This window comes from Dickeya sp. ws52 (genome assembly GCF_007210685.1).
In the GTDB taxonomy this organism is placed as follows: Bacteria; Pseudomonadota; Gammaproteobacteria; order Enterobacterales; family Enterobacteriaceae; genus Dickeya; species Dickeya chrysanthemi.
This window is the reverse complement of the sequence record NZ_SZVX01000012.1, coordinates 132,762-150,700: the sequence shown is the minus strand read 5'-3', so window position 1 is coordinate 150,700 and position 17,939 is coordinate 132,762. Positions and strand designations below refer to the sequence as shown.

The window sequence follows — 17,939 nt, the reverse complement described above, 5'->3', positions numbered from 1 at the left end:
TTGTCAGAAAAATTGACTATGGTCCTTGTGGACGCACAAAACGCGCCGAAGCGGCGTCTGTTTCGTCACCTCGGTAGAGAGGGAGTGCAATACGGCTATAACGGTAACGGGTATACCGGTAAAAAGCGGCGCTTAATCGGCGATTGTGGGCAAAAAGCGTGAAACGGCGTATTAGCGCGGCTGGCGTGACGCCGGCGATAATGTGGCGCGTATGAGTTTTACCGCACTCCAGACACCAGCGGCCTTGCGTACAAACCTGACCAGCCGGCGTGGATGGCGTAGCCCCACAATGGCGACGGCTGGGGCGAGTAACGGCAGATAACGGCGTATGTGCGACCATTTTCGCCAGTACTCATCGCAAGGCGCGGTAATCTCCAGCCAGCGTTTTTTCTCCGCGACCAGCGTCAGCCGTTGCTGTTGGATCCGGCGCAACAATTGTTCCTTTTCGGCAGCCAGCCGCTGACGGCGGTTCATTTGGATTCGTCCTCCAGCAGTGCCCGGTCTGCCGCCAGTTCTTTACGGGTATCCCGCAATAACATGGAGCGACGTAGTCGTATTAACGTCCACAGTGCGCCGAATAATGCCAGTGCAAACAAGGCGGCGGTGATCCAGCATAGTGCTGTCAAACGTAATGCCGGATCAAGGCTCCACAGGATAATTACAATCAGGCCGACCAGGCCAAAAGCAGTGAACAGCAGGGTTAGCCCAACCATCAATAGCAACTGAATGAGCAGGTTTTTTTCCTGCTCCAGTTCTACCACCACCAGCCTGAGGCGTGTTTCCGCTATGCCGACCAGAAGGGCGAGAATACGTTGCACGGTAGACACTGCCGAACGGCCTGGTCCTTGACGTTGCGATTCAGTCGCCATACGTTAGCGGCGCGCCAGCAATAAACCCAGAACTACGCCGACCGCCGCACCAATACCTACCCCGGTCCACGGGTTTTTACGCACGAAGTTATCGGCACATTGGGTCGCTTCACGGGCTTGAGCCGTAATACGCTCGCCGGTGTCATTCAGCCGCTCGCGTGATTCTTTCAGTACGGTTTCCGCCTTATCACGCAGTTTTTCCAGCTCTGCTTTGGATTTATCGCCGGAGGAACGTAACACCTCTTCCAGTGTATCTCCCAGAGAACGCAGTTCTGCGCGCAGCTGTTCGGTATCGGATTCTTGTGCCATGTGAACACTCCTTTATTTGATGAATCATAGTGTTAACTAATCGTCGTGTTAACTATAGTGCAGATTTTCATCTTTGTGAGCGTAATCGTTACGGATAATTCCGATAACCCACGGCAAGGTTCTTTTTTTAAGTAACGGAAAAACGACGGATATCCGGGAGATTTTTGAACAACAAGTGGGTAAGGGAGCAAAATGGGAGCCGTCGGCAAACCCGAACGGGGGCCTCAGCTTCTGGCAATCGGTGTGGCGCCATGGATGCGTTGAGCAATCACAATGGCATTGGGCAGCACGGTGCTCAATATTTCTTTGGCTGCACCGCCTTGTTCAGGTGAAGACAGCCGTACAATAATACTGTCGTTTTCCGGGGTAATGCTCTTGATGGCGATACCCCGTTCGTTAAGACGCTGATAGATGTAGAAGCCATCCGGCAGTGAAGCACCCTGATGCAACGGGGTGATGTGCAGCATCACTTCGTCCGGCAGGCGTTGCGACGACATGGTCAGCAGCAACACCGCCAGTGGAAGCAGGTGCAACAGTGCACGCCAGATGAGGGGCTTCCTAAGCATCAATCAATTCCTTTTTTCACGCGCCATCATTCGCCTTCTGCGCCAGAATACCAGCAGCGAGCCGACCAATCCGACGCATAGCAATACCAGCGGCAACAGCATCAGGCAGGACATCAACTGGTCTTCGTATTTGCGAAATACAGGGGTTTTACCGAGAGCAAAACCCAGAGAAACCAAAATGATGACCCACAAGAAACCGCTCATCCAGTTGAAGAACTGAAAACGCGCGTTGTTCAGCCCGGACAGCCCGGCAATAGTCGGCAACAGGGTCCGGACGAAAGCCAAAAAACGGCCAATCAACAACGCCGATAGCCCATGACGATGGAATAGCTGGTGTGCACGCTGGTGGTAGTGTGAGGGAAGATGTGCCAGCCATCCCTGCACAATTCGTGTGTTGCCAAGCCACTTTCCTTGTAGGTAGCTCATCCAGCAGCCGAGACTGGCGGCGGTGGTTAACAGGGCAATCGTGAACGGATAACTCATGGTGCCTTTGGCGACCAACACGCCGACCAGGATCAACAGGCTATCGCCGGGCAGGAATGCGGCGGGTAGCAGGCCGTTTTCCAGAAACAGAATAAAAAACAGCAACAGGTAAATCGTCCAGACCAGTTTGGGATTGGCCAGGACATCAAAATTCTGGTGCCAGAGCGCATACAAAAGTTCTTTAATGATATCCATCTGGTGTTCCTGTACTACTACGGCGTTGGAGAAACCACGCTGGGAACCTGCGGCCAGTCAACGACATCCTGGCAAGTCAGGTACGCAGAGCTGTTATTGCTGAACATCGGGTGGCGTGCTCCTTCACATGTCTGCCCTGTACTCTTTATTCCAACTTGCAGGCGCGTTGCCGGCGTTACCTGTCTAACGCGCTGGCTCTGTGCCGCAACCCGAATGAGTGTGGGTCGGGTGATGTCATTGTCCGTGTATGGCCGATGGCATGTCCTGTTTACGCTGATAACCACGGAGACGAACAGAGTTTTTCTGCCCGAAATTTAGGTGCCGAGGCGTACTTATTCTTTTCAGGGCATTTTTCCCGGTCGGCATTATTCCTTTCCGTTTTTTTAACGGTCAGGTCGTTCTTCCAGTCATTAAACGTAAAAAAAGTGTCCTAACTGTAACAAAAGCCATGAAGGCGAGATAGGAAAATATCACGTTCTGAAAACGTGTAACGACCTGTTTATTGGGAAAACAGTGTGATTGCCGTCATATTTTACACTTTCTGACAGAACTCGACGTTGGATGACTTTTTTTGCCCCCGAAAGGTGGGGGCAACAGGCGTGAAAGACGGGGAATAAATCAGAGCTTGCCGTTGGTGATATGGTCCAGATGGACAACCGGGTTTTCGGCAAACATGTAACGATCGACGTTAAATTCGAAATCATCGGTGGTGGCGCGGAAAAGCATCTGTTTGGTGTTTTCCAGGTGTTGCCACATCGCCAGTTTTGCGGCATAGGGATCTTTACGGATCAACGCTTTAAGGATCTGGTCATGGTCTTCACACCAACTTTCGATCGACTTGTCGTCGATATGCTCGTGCAGTTTGCGCCAGTAAGGGTTGTGGATTCTCTGGCTCCACATTTTTTCCACGATGGTTGCCATCGCCGAGTTTTGGGTCGCCAGCGCAACCTGTACGTGGAATTTGAGATCCCATTCAGAATCGCGGAAACGGTCTTCCTGACGGGCATTCTCCTGAATTTCCATCAGTTGGATAATGTCCTGCCGGGTGACCTGAGTGGCGGCGAATTCGGCGATATTGCTCTCTATTAACTGGCGAGCCTGCAGCAATTCAAACGGCCCGGCGGTGAGGAAGTCGGCGTCGCTGCCGTTAGCAGCCAGCAGATGGCGCTGTTGGTTGGATATGACGTGAATGCCGGAACCTTTGCGCACTTCCACATAGCCTTCCACTTCCAGCATGATGATCGCTTCGCGTACTACGGTGCGGCTGACGTTCATTTCTTCGGAAATATTGCGTTCGGCCGGCAACTTGTCTCCAACCGGATAAACGCCATTCTCAATACGTTGCTTCAATTCTGCGGCCAGCTGCTGGTAGAGCCGCCTCGATTCTGTCAGTGCCATGATGCCTGCTCTTAAGATAGATGACGCTCCCTGAGGCCATGCGCGTCACTGCGTCTATCCCGTTATGATGTTTCGGTAACATACCCGTCAGACGTCGTGTTGCAGGTGCGATGGCTTTCTTACCTGAATCTGTAAAAGGCCCTCGCGCTATGGGTTGTATTCAAAACGCGAGCATGTTGTCCTGCAACTCGAACTGCCTGGGGTATATAGAATGATAATCAGAATAAATTTGTTATACCACCTACAACAAGTGGCGACCAACACCCATGTCACAGTTAGCTGTTGTCGCCTGACCGGAAGAAATGATTCATCCGGTACCTTATGATACCGGATGAAGGGCGTGAAGCAGAAATTTGTCTGTCAGTGCTGCTGTGCGGCTTTCAGGTCTGCGCCTTTGTCGCCCTCTTCGGAAACCGGGTTGTTTTTCAGTACCGTCCAGATAACGACGGCACCCAGCAAGTCAAAGATAGCCAGTACGGCGAACAGCGGGCTGAAGCCGATGGTGTCGGCCAGGGCGCCGACGACCAGAGCGAACAGCGTGCTGGCGGTCCAGGCGGCCATCCCGGTCAAACCATTGGCGGTGGCGACTTCATTACGGCCGAATACATCTGAAGACAGTGTAATCAGCGCACCGGACAAGGACTGGTGGGCAAAGCCGCCGATACACAACAGGCCGATAGCCACATACGGACTGGTAAACAGGCCGATGGTGCCGGGGCCGATCATCAACAACGCACCCAGCGTCACGACCAGTTTACGGGAAACGATCAGGTTCACTTTGAAGTACTTCTGGAACAGCATCGGCATATAGCCGCCGAGGATACAGCCGAGGTCGGCAAACAGCATCGGCATCCAGGCGAACATGGCGATTTCTTTCAGGTTAAAGCCATAGGCTTTGAACATGAACAGCGGGATCCAGGCGTTGAACGTACCCCAGGCCGGTTCTGCCAGAAAGCGCGGTAACGCGATGCCCCAAAACTGACGGTTACGCAGGATCTGCCAGGCGGACATTCTCTTGGCGTTGCCGGCCTGATGCTGTGCTTCCTGGCCGCTCAGAATATATTCGCGTTCTTCGGTGCTGAGTTTTTTCTGATCTTTCGGATGTTTGTAGAAGTAGAGCCAGCACAGTGCCCAAACCAGGCTCAGTGCGCCGGTGATCAGGAACGCCATTTGCCAGCTGTGCGCCATAATCGCCCAGACGACCAGCGGCGGAGCCAACATACCGCCAATCGATGAGCCAACGTTGAAATAACCCACCGCAACAGAACGTTCCTTGGCCGGGAACCACTCGCTACTGGCTTTCAGACCGGCGGGGATCATGGCCGCTTCCGCCATCCCTACCGCGCCGCGCGCTACCGCCAGACCGCCCCAGCTGTTAGCCAACGCGGTGCCGGCACAGAACAGTGCCCACAGGATGGCGAACATGGCGTAACCCACTTTGGTGCCCAGTACATCCAGCACATAACCGGCAACAGGCTGCATGATGGTGTAGCAGGCTGAGTAGGCCGCAATGATATAAGAGTATTGCTGAGTACTGATATGGAGCTGTTCCTGCAGTGTGGGCGCCGCTGCGGCAATTGCGTTACGCGTCAGGTAGCCCAGAACGGTGCCGATGGTCACCAGCCCGATCATGTACCAGCGCAAGCCTTTGATCTTGAACATGTTAAATATCTCTCCGAGTTTAATTACCACGGCCGTGCCGGTAACCCGTTTGCCGTAGTAGGTGTAGACCACGCCGAAAGTGACGGGGCACCTCTGTGCCCCGGTCAAAACCTGCGGGAGTTGCCGCCTGGCCGGTTGCCCTGCCGCTGGGCACAGCTGGCGGGCTGCGACGGCGATCCCGCCGCGCGTTATTGTTTTCCGGTGGTAATACCAATCTTGTTGACGATATTGAGATTGAATCCCCTCATCAGGCAGCGCTACAATAATTTGTCATACCAATTTAAAAGTTGAGTGATATCACAAAACCATTATTTTGTTAGGGAATAAAATAATTCGGTCGGGAACAGGGCTGTATGGTGAGGCGGAAGCGTAAAAATGGTGTAATTGAAAGCGATTTCTGTCATTTTTGCGATCATGACCTCACTAATGATGTAGGTTATCGTCGATAATTGGTGTGATATCTTTGTAAGCGTGACCGCATTTGGTTGGCGAATGTAGTGTGAGGAAGCGAACATGCCCCAGTTTTTAAGTGAAGATTTTTTGTTGGATACTGAGTTTGCCCGTCGGCTGTACCATGAATTTGCAGCAGATCAGCCGATTTTTGATTATCACTGCCATTTGCCGCCTGCGCAGATTGCCGAAAATTATCGTTTTAAAAATCTGTATGACATCTGGTTGAAGGGCGACCATTACAAATGGCGTGCCATGCGCACTAACGGCGTACCGGAGCGTTTCTGTACCGGCGATGCCGGCGACTGGGAGAAATTCGAGGCTTGGGCCGCCACCGTACCGCATACCATCGGCAACCCGCTTTATCACTGGACGCATCTGGAGCTACGCCGCCCGTTCGGCATCACCGGCACCCTGCTGTCGCCGTCTACCGCTAAAGACATCTGGAACCGTGCCAATGCCCTGCTGGAGCGCGACGAGTTTACCGCGCGCGGCATCATGCAGCAGATGAACGTGAAAATGGTCGGCACCACCGATGATCCGATCGACGACCTGTTACACCACAAAGCGGTTGCCCAGGATAAAACCTTCTCTATCAAAGTGCTGCCGAGCTGGCGCCCGGATAAAGCCTTTAATATCGAACTGGCGACCTTTAACGATTACATGGCGAAGCTCGGTGAAGTCTCCGATACCGATATTCGCCGTTTCAGCGATCTGCAGGCTGCGCTGACCAAACGTCTGGACCACTTTGCCGCGCACGGCTGTAAAGTGTCCGACCACGCGCTGGACGTCGTACTGTATGCCGATGCGGATGAAGCCACGCTGGATGGCATTCTGGCTCGCCGCCTGTCCGGCGCGACCTTGAGCGAACACGAAGTGGCGCAGTTCAAAACCGCGGTACTGGTGTGGCTGGGCGCTGAATACGCGCGCCGCGGCTGGGTGCAGCAGTATCACATCGGCGCGTTGCGTAACAACAACCTGCGTCAGTTCAACCTGCTGGGGCCGGATGTGGGTTTTGATTCCATCAACGACCGCCCGCTGGCGCAAGAGCTGTCCCGCCTGCTCAGCAAGCAGAATGAAGAAAATCTGCTGCCGAAAACCATCCTGTACTGCCTGAATCCGCGTGATAACGAAGTGCTGGGCACCATGATCGGTAACTTCCAGGGTGAAGGGATGCCGGGCAAGATGCAGTTCGGCTCCGGCTGGTGGTTCAACGACCAGAAAGACGGTATGCAACGTCAGATGACGCAACTGGCGCAGTTGGGCCTGTTGAGCCGCTTCGTCGGTATGTTGACCGACAGCCGCAGCTTCCTATCTTACACCCGTCATGAATATTTCCGTCGCATCCTGTGCCAGATGATCGGCCGTTGGGTGGAAGACGGCGAAGCGCCGGGCGACCTGCCGTTGCTGGGCGAGATGGTGAAAAATATCTGTTTCGATAACGCCAAAAACTATTTCGGCATCGAGTTATAAGAAGAAAAGGGAGGGCGGGCACCGTCACGTGCCCGTCTGTCAATGTTGTGATTTCGGGTTGGCGCAGGGTGCTGAATCCGCCGCCCTGACGCTGTCGTGCTGACCTGACGCTGTCGTAATCATCTGACGATTGTACCGGCTGACGATTATACCGGCTGACGATTGTACTGACTGGCGTTTGTCCCGAAGTGTCGTGTTCTGAGGTAGCTTGTTAATGCAAACGCTGAATCGTCGTGATTTTCCTGGCCGTCGTCACCCTGACCGCGTCATCCAATTTGGCGAAGGCAATTTCCTTCGCGCCTTTATTGACTGGCAACTGGATCTGTTGAATGAACATACCAGTCTGGATGCCGGTATCGTGGTGGTTCGTCCGATTGATACCGATTTCCCGCCCGCGCTGGATACCCAGGATGGGCTGTATACCACTATTATCCGCGGTCTGAACGAACAAGGCGAAGCGGTGCGCGAGCCGCGCCTGATCCGCTCGGTTAACCGTGAAATCAATGTGTACCGCCAGTTTGACGAGTATCTGGCGTTGGCGCATGACGCCAACATCCGTTTTGTGTTTTCCAACACCACGGAAGCCGGTATTAGCTACCATGCCGAAGACCAACTGACTGACACGCCGCCGGCCAGCTTCCCGGCGAAGCTGACCCGTCTGCTGTTTGAACGCTTCAACCATTTTAACGGCGCCGCCGATAAAGGCTGGGTGCTGTTGCCGTGCGAGTTGATTGACTACAACGGTGAAAAACTGCAAGAGCTGGTGCTGCGTTATGCCGCTCAGTGGGCATTGCCGGCGGCGTTCACCACTTGGTTGAACGAGCACAATACCTTCTGCTCGACGCTGGTGGACCGCATCGTTACCGGTTATCCGCGTAATGAAGTCGATGCGTTGCAACAGGAACTGGGTTATCAGGACACCTTCCTGGATACCGCCGAGTACTTCTATCTGTTTGTTATCCAAGGGCCACAGTGGCTAGCGGAAGAGCTGCACCTGAACAAACTGACGCTGAACGTGCGGATTGTCGACGATATCAAGCCTTACAAAGAACGCAAAGTGGCGATCCTGAACGGCGCCCATACCGCGCTGGTGCCGGTCGCGTTTTTGGCGGGTCTCGATACTGTGGGCGAATCCATGAACGATGCTCAGATTGGTAAGTTTGTCGAAACCACCATCGCTGAAGAGATAGTACCGGTGCTGGACCTGCCGCATGACGAGCTGATGTCATTTGCCGAGGCGGTACTGAGCCGTTTCAGAAACCCGTTTATTCAGCATCAATTGCTGTCTATCGCCCTGAACGGCATGACCAAATTCCGTACCCGCATTCTGCCGCAGTTGTTGACTTACCGTGAACGCCACGGCGCGTTGCCGAAACGCCTGACGTTTGCACTGGCGGCGTTGATCGCGTTTTATCGCGGCGAACGCAATGATGATCGTTACCCGTTGCAGGACGACGCTCACTGGCTGGAGCGTTACGAAGTGCTGTGGGGCGGCGTGCGCGCCGGCACCGCGTCGCTGGCGCAGGTGGTGAACGCCGTGCTGAGCGATGCAGAGCACTGGGAGCAGGATTTGACGCTGGTGCCGGGTCTGGCGGCGTTGGTCACCGAACAACTGCAGGCTATCGTCGAGCGCGGTATGCGCGACGCGTTAGCGGGTTATTGCTAATCGCATAAGGTCTTATCCATGCAGAGCATCATCAAAATTCACTCACTGGACAATGTTGCCGTTGCCCTGCGCGATCTGGCGCAGGATGACGCGGTATCGGTTGGCGATATCTCCCTGACGTTGCCGCAGCCGGTGGCGCGCGGGCATAAGTTCGCTCTCAGGCCGATTGCGCCCGGCGAGATGATCGTGAAATACGGTTTGCCGATTGGTTATGCGCTGGCGGCGATTGCCGCCGGCGAGCACATTCACTCGCAGAATGCCAAAACCAATCTGAGCGATCTGGATGAGTACCAATATCAGCCGGAATTCATCAGTCTGCCGGCACAGATGGCGGATCGCGAGGTGCAGATCTACCGTCGTAACAACGGCGACGTCGGGATCCGCAACGAACTGTGGATCCTGCCGACGGTCGGTTGCGTTAACGGGATCGCCCGTCAGATCCAGCAGCGTTTCCTCAAGGAAACCAATAACGCGGAAGGCATCGACGGCGTTTATCTGTTTACGCACCCGTTCGGTTGTTCCCAACTGGGGCAGGACCACGAAAATACCCGTACCATGCTGCAAAACATGGTACGCCACCCGAACGCCGGCGCCGTGTTGGTGATTGGCTTGGGGTGTGAGAACAATCAGGTGTCCGCATTCCGCGACACGCTGGGCGAATTCGACGCCGAACGCGTCAACTTCATGATCTGTCAGCAGCAGGAAGATGAAGTGGAAGCCGGGCTGGAACACCTGCACCAGTTGTATCAGGTGATGCGCGATGACAAACGCGAAGCGGGCAAACTCAGCGAACTGAAGTTTGGTCTGGAGTGCGGTGGCTCTGATGGGCTGTCCGGTATTACCGCTAACCCGTTGCTGGGACGTTTCTCCGATTACCTCATCGCCAACGGCGGCACGACGGTGCTGACCGAGGTGCCGGAAATGTTCGGTGCCGAACGTATTTTGATGAGCCGGTGCCGCGATGAGAGCACATTCGAGAAAACCGTGCATATGGTCAATGATTTCAAACAGTATTTCATTGAACATAACCAGCCGATTTACGAGAACCCATCGCCGGGCAACAAAGCGGGCGGCATCACGACGCTTGAGGAGAAATCACTCGGCTGCACCCAAAAAGCCGGGCAGAGCCAGGTGGTGGATGTGCTCAAGTACGGCGAGCGTTTGCATACGCCGGGGCTGAATTTGCTGAGCGCGCCAGGTAATGATGCCGTCGCCACCAGTGCGCTGGCCGGGGCTGGGTGCCATATGGTGTTGTTCAGTACTGGCCGCGGCACGCCTTACGGCGGTTTTGTACCGACGGTAAAACTGGCGACGAATACTGAATTGGCGCAGAAGAAACCGCACTGGATCGACTTTGATGCCGGCCGCCTGATTCATGGTGTGTCGATGGATGAATTGCTGTCGCAGTTTGTCGATCTGATCGTCGATATCGCCAACGGCAAACTGGCGAAAAACGAGATCAACGACTTTCGTGAACTGGCAATATTTAAGAGCGGCGTGACTTTATAAAACCGATCGTTATAAGCCTGGCGTTGTAAACCCAAACGATTTCACATAAAATAAAACGGCGTTTCATTATTTTGAACGCCGTTTTTTCGTAACGGCGCTTTAAGGCGGGAATCATGACATCTTACGTATTTGCCCAGGCTGTTGGCGTACTGGCCTTTATGGTCGGTATCACTATGTTTTTCAACCGCAATGAAAAAAAATTCAAAATCCAGCTCTCCGTCTATAGTGCGGTTATCGCCTGCCATTTCTTCCTGATGGGAGCGAATGCGGCGGGAGTCAGCGCCTTACTGAACTCAGGCCGTACCCTGATTACCCTGAAAACCAGCAGTATCGTGGTGATGTTCGTGTTTATTGCGCTGACGTTGGCGCTTGGCTTGCCGGGGGTGAAACACCCGATGGAACTGTTGCCGATCATCGGCACGGTGTGCAGTACCTGGGCGCTGTTTCGCGCACATGGGCTGATTATGCGCTGCATTATTTGGTGTTCGACCGCGCTGTGGGTGATGCATAACATCTGGCTGGGGTCGATCGGCGGTTCGTTGATTGAAGCCAGTTTTCTGGTAATAAACGGGTTCAATATCATCCGTTTCTGGCGTATGCAGCGTAACGGTATCGACCCGTTCAGGGTGGATGAGCCGCAATCTTCCAGCAAAAGCGCTTGAGAAAAATGCCCCGCCTTGCGGCGGGGCGTACGTCGGAATTAACGTCCGGCGCGACGGTTAACCCAGATGTTGATCAGGATGGTCGCCAGCAAGATAGTTGCAACGACGCTGAGCGAAATGGCGACGGGAATGTGGAATAGATCGATCAGCATCATCTTGATACCGATAAAGACAAGGATTACCGCCAGCCCGTATTTCAGCATAGAGAACTTCTGCGCGACGCCCGCCAGCAGGAAATACATGGCGCGTAACCCCAGAATGGCGAACAGGTTTGACGTCAGCACAATGAACGGGTCGGTGGTGACGGCGAAAATAGCCGGAATGCTGTCTACAGCGAAGATAACGTCGCTGATTTCCACCATCACCAGCACCAGAAACAGCGGCGTGGCGTACAGCAGCCCGTTTTGACGAATAAAGAAGTGTTCGCCGTGCAGGTCGTCGGTCATTCGCAGGCGGCTACGCAGCCAGCGGACCACCGGTTTATCGCCGATGGCGGTGTCGTCCGCTTTCGCCAATGCCATTTTGAGGCCGGTGAGCAGCAGGAACGCGCCAAACAGGTACAGCAGCCACTGGAACTGGGAAACCAGCCAGCTACCGGCAAACACCATGATGGTACGCAGTATGATGGCGCCCAATACGCCGTAAATCAGTACCCGGCGCTGATACTGGGCGGGGATGGCAAAATAACTGAACAGCATCAGCCAAACGAACACGTTGTCGACGGCCAGGGCTTTTTCAATCAGGTAACCGGTAAAGAACGCCAGCGCCTGGGCATCCGCCACTTCACGGCCCATGGTGCCGCTGAGATACCACCAGAAACCGGCGTTGAACAACACGGCGAGCGAAACCCACACCAGCGACCAGACCGCGGCCTGTTTGAATGTCATCACGGTAGAGCCTTTTTTGCCCTGATAAAACAGGTCAATCGCCAACATGATGACGACAATCACTGCGAAGCTGCCCCACAGCAGCGGAGTACCTATTGTTACCATAACAGTATCCCTTAGAGCCTGTCTCATGCAGGTGAATGCACCGGCTCTTTAATCAATTAAGAAAACAAAACGGCCTGTGTCAGAAGGCACAGGCCGTTTGCTATTAAGCTGCAAATAGACCTCGCCTTCTGGCAAGGTCTCACTTACAACTTAATGTGGATAGAGTCATTAAGGTTGCCTGGTAACCGAGTGCGGCTGCACTGTAATGACGATTGACCAGCGAGAAGTTACTCCCCTTTGCAACCACAAAGATAGGGGAGTTTTTGTACAGGGTCAAATAATTCCGCTGGTTTAGTTTGTTTGCCGTTTCGGCAGGAAGCACGCTGTTAGCGCTCGTCATCGCAGAGAATCGGCGGCCGGCCTAACGAACCGTAGGAAAAGCATTTACTGCGACGCCGTTTTAAGGGATAAACAGCGCCAGATTTTGTATTGCAGGAGAGGCCATGAGCCAACTTTTTCTGGAAACACATAGCCTGACGTTGGTCCGTTATCCGCAGTCCGAGCGCGAGTCATCGTTGCAGGCATGGGAAGCTGCGGATGAATATCTGCTACGGGAGTTGGCTACGCTGCCGATCGGACCCGGCCCCCAACTGATTTTCAACGACGCGTTCGGTACGCTGGCCTGTGGTTTACAGGCGCAGGCGCCTTATTGCATCAGCGATTCGTATCTCAGCCAATTAGCGACCCGGCATAATCTGGCGCTTAATGGTTACGCGCCGGATTCGGTCACGTTGCTGGACAGCCTGGCGCCGTTGCCGGACGCGCCCGCGCTGGTGGTGTTGAAAGTGCCGAAAACGCTGGCGTTGCTGGAGCATCAGTTGCGTCAACTGCGCAACGTGGTAACGCCGCAAACGGTGGTCATCGCCGGAGCCAAAGCGCGCGATATCCACACCTCCACGCTGCAACTGTTCGAACAGATTCTGGGGCCGACCCGTACCTCGCTGGCCTGGAAAAAAGCCAGGTTGATTCACTGCCAGCCGCAAGCGCGCGAGAGGGATGCGCAGGATGAAAAACCGCAGCTGACGGTGTGGCCGCTGGACGATACCGATAGCCCCCTTCACGGTTATCGCATTCACAACCATGCCAATGTGTTTGCGCGCAGCGGGCTGGATATCGGCGCACGTTTTTTCATGCGGCATCTGCCGCAGCAACTGGACGGTAAAATTGTCGATCTGGGCTGCGGCAACGGCGTTATCGGTCTGACCGCGCTGGCGTTGAACCCACAGGCGTACGTCAGCTTTTTCGACGAGTCTTATATGGCGGTGGCGTCCAGTCGGCGCAATGTGGAAGACAATCGACCGCAGGACATGGCGCGCAGCAGCTTTGTGGTGAACCATGCGCTGGCGGGCGTCGGGCCGGATAGCCAGCAGGCGGTATTGTGTAACCCACCGTTTCATCAGCAGCAGGCGATAACCGATGATATTGCCTGGCAGATGTTCCTCGATGCGCGCCGCTGCCTGACGGTCGGGGGCGAGTTACGGATTGTCGGCAACCGACATCTGGACTACTTCCACAAGCTGAAGCGATTGTTCGGCAATTGTGAAAATGTTGCCAGTAATGCGAAATTCGTTGTGTTGCGTGCGGTCAAAACTCGGAGTTGACCGGCAACGCAGCCCTGCGCGGCATTTGTTGTCGCGCGGGACTGTCATTATAATCCGCAGGTTATTTCCGCGAAGGTATATCAGCGAAGGTACATCAGCGAAGGAACTCCTATGTGTATCGAAGAGTTGGAAGCACGGCTGGAAAGCGCATTGCAGGCGCTGGAAGCCAGTGTTAGCCGACAGCAACAGATTTGGCAGCGCGACTACCAGCACCTTCACCTGCAACTGGTGCAGGCCCGCCAGCGCGAGGCGGATTTGTGCTCAAAAATCAATGAGTTGGTTACCCGGGTCAATATGATGGATGAATCCCCGGAGCGGAACCCATTGTTGCAGAAAATCAACCTGATCCGCGCTCACCTGGATGCGCTGGCTCAGGAAGCTTCGGCGTTTCATCGTTCGCTGCTTTGATCGTGACCTGGTCCGCGATCGTGATTGGCCTGCCGTGACCCGCTGTTGTCGTGCAGACCATCTTCTTCTCTTCGCCAGCCGGTTGTGTTTCTCGCCGTCACGTTATGTTGGCGGCAACGTCGGCTATCTTGTGCTGTTTTTCACACCTTTTTATATAAAAACGTCGGGTGAGGGTTCAGCGCTTGAACCGATTTGGCCTTAACGTTAAGGTAAAACGCCTCCCGGTTATCCCAGGTTCAACCATGATTACCCTTGCCCTGATTGATGATCACCTTATTGTTCGCTCCGGTTTTGCCCAATTGCTGGGGCTTGAGCCCGACATGCAGATAGTGGGCGAGTTCGGTTCCGGGCGCGACGCGCTCGTGGGGTTGCCGGGGCGGGGGGTACAGGTCTGTATCTGCGATATCTCGATGCCCGACTGTTCAGGGCTTGAACTGCTCTGTCAACTGCCTAAGGGCATGGCGGTGATTATGCTGTCGGTGCATGACAGCCCGGCACTGATTGAACAGGCGCTGAACGCCGGGGCGCGCGGCTTTCTCTCCAAGCGCTGTAGCCCGGATGAGTTGATTGCGGCCGTGCGTACGGTGGCGGGCGGCGGCTGTTATCTCACGCCGGATATCGCCCTGAAGCTGGCGTCAAGCCGCCGGGACCCGCTGACCCGACGCGAGCGGCAGGTGGCGGAAAAACTGGCGCAGGGGATGGCGGTGAAAGCCATCGCCGCTGAGCTGGGATTATCGCCGAAAACGGTCCATGTTCACCGTGCCAACCTGATGGAAAAACTGGGCGTCAGCAATGACGTGGAATTGGCCCGCCGCATGTTTGATGGTTGGTAATGCGCCCGATTGCTACCCGGCTTATCGCCGCCTTCGCCAGTTGTTTTATCTTCTGTGCCGCCTGGTTTTGCCTGTGGAGCATCAGCCTGCATCTGGTCGCCCGCCCGGATCTGGCTGCGTTGCTGTTTCCCTTCGGTCTACGGTTGGGATTGATGTTGCAATCTCCGCGTCGTTTCTGGCCGGTGCTGCTGGTGAGTGAATGGCTGTTGCTTATCTGGCTGGCGAAGGAGGTGGCGCTGGCGAATCTGCCGTTGCTGTTGGTGGGAAGCCTGCTGACGCTGCTGCCGGTGATGCTGGCATCCCGGCGGCCGCGGCGGGATGACTGGCATACGTTACTGTTGCAAGGCGGCGCGTTGATTGCCGCGGCGTTGCTGCAATCTCTGCCGTGGCTCAGTCATCGCGAAGAGGCGCTCACCGTGCTGCTGTTGACGCTGACCGGCGGATTGACGCTTTCGCCCACGTGTTTGCTTATCTGGCATTATCTGTCCAGTTCGACCTGGCTGCCGCTCGGGCCATCGCTGGTTTCCCAGCCGGTGGATTGGCGCGGGCGACACTTGTTGTTGTATCTGCTGTTGTTTGTGGTGAGTTTATGGCTACAACTGGGGCTACCGTCGGAACTGGCGCGTTTTACCCCGTTTTGTCTGGCGTTGCCGATTATTGCGCTCGCCTGGCACTATGGCTGGCAGGGGGCGCTGATCGCCACGCTGATGAATGCGATTGCGCTAATTGCCAGCCAGACCTGGCATGAACACCCGGTCGATTTATTGCTCTCGCTGCTGGCGCAAAGCCTGACCGGGCTGTTGCTCGGCGCGGGTATTCAGCGCCTGCGCGAGCTTAACCTGTCGCTGCAAAACCAGCTGGCGCGCAATCGTCGTCTGGCGGAGCGCTTGCTGGAAACGGAAGAGTACGTGCGGCGCGACGTCGCACGTGAACTGCACGACGATATCGGCCAGACGATAACCGCCATTCGCACGCAGGCGGGCATTCTCCAACGGCAAGCGCCGGAAAGCCGCAACGTGCAGCAGAGCAGCGCGCTCATCGAGCAATTATCGCTGAGCGTGTATGACTCGGTGCGTCGGCTGATGGGGCGCTTGCGCCCGCGCCAGCTTGACGATCTTACGCTGGAGCAGGCAGTGCGCTCTTTAATGCGTGAGATGGAGCTGGAGGCGCAAGGTATCGTCAGTCATATTACCTGGCATATCGACGAAACGACCCTCAGCGAAGGGCTGAGGGTCACGCTGTTTCGCGTCTGTCAGGAAGGGCTGAATAATATCGTGAAACATGCCAACGCCAGTGCGGTGATGCTGCAAGCCTGGCAACAGGATGAAGATGGGCGGCTGATGCTGGTTATCGAGGATGATGGCGGTGGGCTGCCGCCGGGCTCCGGTTCGCAAGGTTTTGGCCTGATTGGGATGCGTGAGCGCGTCACGGCGCTGGGTGGCACCCTGCAACTTTCCTGTACCCACGGCACCCGTTTAACCGTCAGCCTGCCGCTACCTGCCGGCAAGGAGTCGTGATGCCTTTTCCGACCATTCGTTTTCTGAATATCCCTGCCGATGTGCCGCCGCTGACTGACCGTCAAACTATTGACGATACCTATCGCTACTGGCGCCGCCATATCCTGATTACGCTGTATTTGGGGTATGCGCTGTTTTACTTCACTCGCAAAAGTTTTAACGCCGCGGTACCGGAAATTCTCGCCAGCGGGTTGATGGTGCGCACCGATATCGGGCTGCTGGCCACATTGTTTTACGTCACCTACGGGGCGTCTAAATTCCTTTCGGGGATCGTGAGCGACCGCTCCAATGCCCGTTATTTTATGGGGATCGGGCTGCTGGCGACCGGCGTGGTGAACATTCTGTTCGGTTTTTCCTCGTCGTTGTGGGCGTTCGCCGTATTGTGGATGGCGAACGCTTTCTTTCAGGGCTGGGGCGCGCCGGTTTGCGCCCGGTTACTCACCAGCTGGTATTCGCGCACCGAACGCGGTAGCTGGTGGGCGTTGTGGAACACGGCGCATAACGTAGGCGGAGCGCTGATCCCGATGGTGGTCGGAGCGGCGGCGCTGCATTACGGCTGGCGCGTCGGCATGATGATTGCCGGAACGCTCGCGATCGTCGCAGGGTTGTTTTTATGCTGGCGGCTGCGTGATAAACCGCAGACGCTCGGCCTGCCAAGCGTGGGGGAGTGGCGTAACGATGCGCTGGAGATCGCCCAACAGCAGGAGGGGGCCGGGTTATCGCGGCGGGAAATCCTGCATAAATATGTGTTCGCCAATCCGTACATCTGGCTGTTGGCTTGCAGCTACGTGCTGGTGTATGTGGTGCGCGCCGCCATCAATGACTGGGGTAACCTCTATATGTCGGAAACGCTGGGGGTCGACCTGGTGACCGCTAACTCGGCGGTCACCATGTTCGAACTGGGCGGATTTATCGGCGCGCTGGTCGCCGGCTGGGGGTCGGACAAACTGTTTAACGGCAATCGCGGCCCGATGAACCTGATTTTCGCCGCCGGCATTTTGCTGTCCGTCGGTTCGCTGTGGCTGATGCCGTTTGCCAGCTATGTGATGCAGGCAACCTGCTTCTTCACCACCGGATTCTTCGTTTTTGGCCCGCAAATGCTGATAGGCATGGCGGCCGCAGAGTGCTCTCACAAGGACGCCGCCGGCGCCGCCACCGGGTTTGTTGGCCTGTTCGCCTATCTGGGGGCGTCGCTGTCCGGCTGGCCACTGGCACGCATTATGGATGTGTGGCACTGGACCGGCTTTTTCGCGGTGATCGCCGTAGCCGGCGGGATTTCTGCGCTGTTGTTGCTGCCCTTCCTGCGGGCTTCGTCGCCGCGCGCCACGACCGACGTAGCGTGATTC

At 55.6% G+C, this 17,939-nt stretch carries 17 protein-coding genes; 9 read left to right on the top strand and 8 right to left on the bottom strand.

From position 1 onward, the window contains the following. Window positions 1-171 precede the first annotated feature (171 nt). The 7 genes from FDP13_RS13445 to FDP13_RS13415 form a co-directional block, all read right to left on the bottom strand. Window positions 172-474: a YqjK-like family protein gene (locus FDP13_RS13445; protein ID WP_015847846.1), complete on the bottom strand. Its 303-nt coding sequence runs from the start codon at window positions 472-474 to the stop codon at window positions 172-174. Continuing rightward, on the bottom strand, window positions 471-869 hold the full coding sequence (locus FDP13_RS13440) for a phage holin family protein (RefSeq protein ID WP_143839632.1): 399 nt from the start codon (window positions 867-869) through the stop codon (window positions 471-473). Before FDP13_RS13440 ends, FDP13_RS13445 begins: the two co-directional genes overlap by 4 nt. A 3-nt stretch (window positions 870-872) precedes the next feature. Continuing rightward, a complete protein-coding gene (locus tag FDP13_RS13435) occupies window positions 873-1,178 on the bottom strand; it encodes a YqjD family protein (protein ID WP_015847844.1) in 306 nt (101 codons plus the stop codon). Between the two features lie 224 nt (window positions 1,179-1,402). Continuing rightward, a complete protein-coding gene (mzrA, locus tag FDP13_RS13430; protein WP_143839631.1) occupies window positions 1,403-1,744 on the bottom strand; it encodes an EnvZ/OmpR regulon moderator MzrA in 342 nt (113 codons plus the stop codon). A gap of 3 nt (window positions 1,745-1,747) precedes the next feature. Next, window positions 1,748-2,422 carry a DedA family protein gene (locus FDP13_RS13425; RefSeq protein WP_015847842.1) on the bottom strand — a complete coding sequence of 225 codons (675 nt, stop codon included), beginning with the start codon at window positions 2,420-2,422 and terminating at the stop codon, window positions 1,748-1,750. Window positions 2,423-3,040: 618 nt separating this feature from the next. Next, complete coding sequence (gene exuR, locus FDP13_RS13420; protein WP_015847841.1) at window positions 3,041-3,820, bottom strand: transcriptional regulator ExuR; 780 nt, start codon at window positions 3,818-3,820, stop codon at window positions 3,041-3,043. A 360-nt stretch (window positions 3,821-4,180) separates the two neighbouring features. Beyond that, window positions 4,181-5,482: an MFS transporter gene (locus FDP13_RS13415; RefSeq protein ID WP_143839630.1), complete on the bottom strand. Its 1,302-nt coding sequence runs from the start codon at window positions 5,480-5,482 to the stop codon at window positions 4,181-4,183. Window positions 5,483-5,995: 513 nt separating this feature from the next. Between FDP13_RS13415 and uxaC the strand changes: the two genes are divergently transcribed. From uxaC to FDP13_RS13395, 4 genes are all read left to right on the top strand, one after another. Then, a complete protein-coding gene (gene uxaC / locus FDP13_RS13410) occupies window positions 5,996-7,405 on the top strand; it encodes a glucuronate isomerase (protein WP_015847839.1) in 1,410 nt (469 codons plus the stop codon). Window positions 7,406-7,619: 214 nt separating this feature from the next. Then, the gene (locus FDP13_RS13405) at window positions 7,620-9,071 is read left to right on the top strand and encodes a tagaturonate reductase (protein ID WP_015847838.1); all 1,452 of its coding nucleotides are present in this window, start codon (window positions 7,620-7,622) and stop codon (window positions 9,069-9,071) included. Between the two features lie 18 nt (window positions 9,072-9,089). Then, complete coding sequence (locus FDP13_RS13400) at window positions 9,090-10,580, top strand: UxaA family hydrolase (RefSeq protein WP_015847837.1); 1,491 nt, start codon at window positions 9,090-9,092, stop codon at window positions 10,578-10,580. Between the two features lie 113 nt (window positions 10,581-10,693). Continuing rightward, window positions 10,694-11,242, top strand: a complete 549-nt coding sequence (locus tag FDP13_RS13395; protein WP_143839629.1) for a YgjV family protein — start codon at window positions 10,694-10,696, stop codon at window positions 11,240-11,242. Between the two features lie 38 nt (window positions 11,243-11,280). Here the strand turns inward: FDP13_RS13395 and FDP13_RS13390 are convergent, their stop codons facing one another. Beyond that, a complete protein-coding gene (locus tag FDP13_RS13390) occupies window positions 11,281-12,234 on the bottom strand; it encodes a TerC family protein (protein WP_015847835.1) in 954 nt (317 codons plus the stop codon). A 443-nt stretch (window positions 12,235-12,677) separates the two neighbouring features. Here FDP13_RS13390 and rlmG point away from each other — a divergent pair, with 443 nt between their 5' ends. The 5 genes from rlmG (at window position 12,678) to FDP13_RS13365 (ending at window position 17,936) form a co-directional block, all read left to right on the top strand. After that, entirely contained in the window at window positions 12,678-13,835 is a 1,158-nt protein-coding gene (rlmG, locus tag FDP13_RS13385; protein WP_033575790.1) for a 23S rRNA (guanine(1835)-N(2))-methyltransferase RlmG, read from the top strand. Between the two features lie 111 nt (window positions 13,836-13,946). Then, a complete protein-coding gene (locus FDP13_RS13380; RefSeq protein ID WP_015847833.1) occupies window positions 13,947-14,243 on the top strand; it encodes an MbeD/MobD family mobilization/exclusion protein in 297 nt (98 codons plus the stop codon). A gap of 242 nt (window positions 14,244-14,485) precedes the next feature. After that, window positions 14,486-15,076, top strand: a complete 591-nt coding sequence (uhpA, locus tag FDP13_RS13375; protein ID WP_015847832.1) for a transcriptional regulator UhpA — start codon at window positions 14,486-14,488, stop codon at window positions 15,074-15,076. Beyond that, complete coding sequence (uhpB, locus tag FDP13_RS13370; protein ID WP_143839628.1) at window positions 15,076-16,593, top strand: signal transduction histidine-protein kinase/phosphatase UhpB; 1,518 nt, start codon at window positions 15,076-15,078, stop codon at window positions 16,591-16,593. Before uhpA ends, uhpB begins: the two co-directional genes overlap by 1 nt. Beyond that, window positions 16,593-17,936, top strand: a complete 1,344-nt coding sequence (locus FDP13_RS13365; protein ID WP_012771158.1) for an MFS transporter — start codon at window positions 16,593-16,595, stop codon at window positions 17,934-17,936. Before uhpB ends, FDP13_RS13365 begins: the two co-directional genes overlap by 1 nt. The last annotated feature ends 3 nt before the right edge of the window (window positions 17,937-17,939 follow it).